We start from the raw sequence: 389 nt of genomic DNA, 5'->3' as shown, positions 1-389 counted from the left end.
CGCGTCGACGGCAAGAGCCAGACGCTGCGGTTGAGTTCGACCAGCGATTACCAGAGCAGCGGGGTGGGCAGTTACACGCTGACGGCGGGGGTTCACACGATCGGGTTGAGCAGCGGGGTGGATGAGGGCTACATCTGCTTCGATCAGGTGTGCGCCAAACCCGTCACGGCAGAGGCTCCCTGTGTGGCGCCTGCTGCGCCGGTGATCAGCGTGAGCGGAGGGGGTCAGATCTGTAATGGGTCGAGCGTGAGTTTGACGGCCAGCGGGTGCAGCGGCACGGTGACCTGGTCGACGGGCGATACGGGCAGCAGCCTGAGCGTCAAAACGGCGGGCGATTACACGGCCAGCTGTCAGGTGGGTGGCTGTCGCAGCAGCTTGTCGAATACCCT

General features: G+C 64.8%; 1 pseudogene. It reads left to right on the top strand.

The annotated features are described in order from the left end of the window. A pseudogene (locus tag GK091_RS29320) lies at positions 1-389 on the top strand (hypothetical protein); the annotation flags it as partial.

This window comes from Spirosoma agri, from assembly GCF_010747415.1.
GTDB lineage: Bacteria > Bacteroidota > Bacteroidia > Cytophagales > Spirosomataceae > Spirosoma > Spirosoma agri.
The sequence above is the reverse complement of the archived record's forward strand: the minus strand, read 5'-3'. Positions and strand labels throughout refer to the sequence as shown.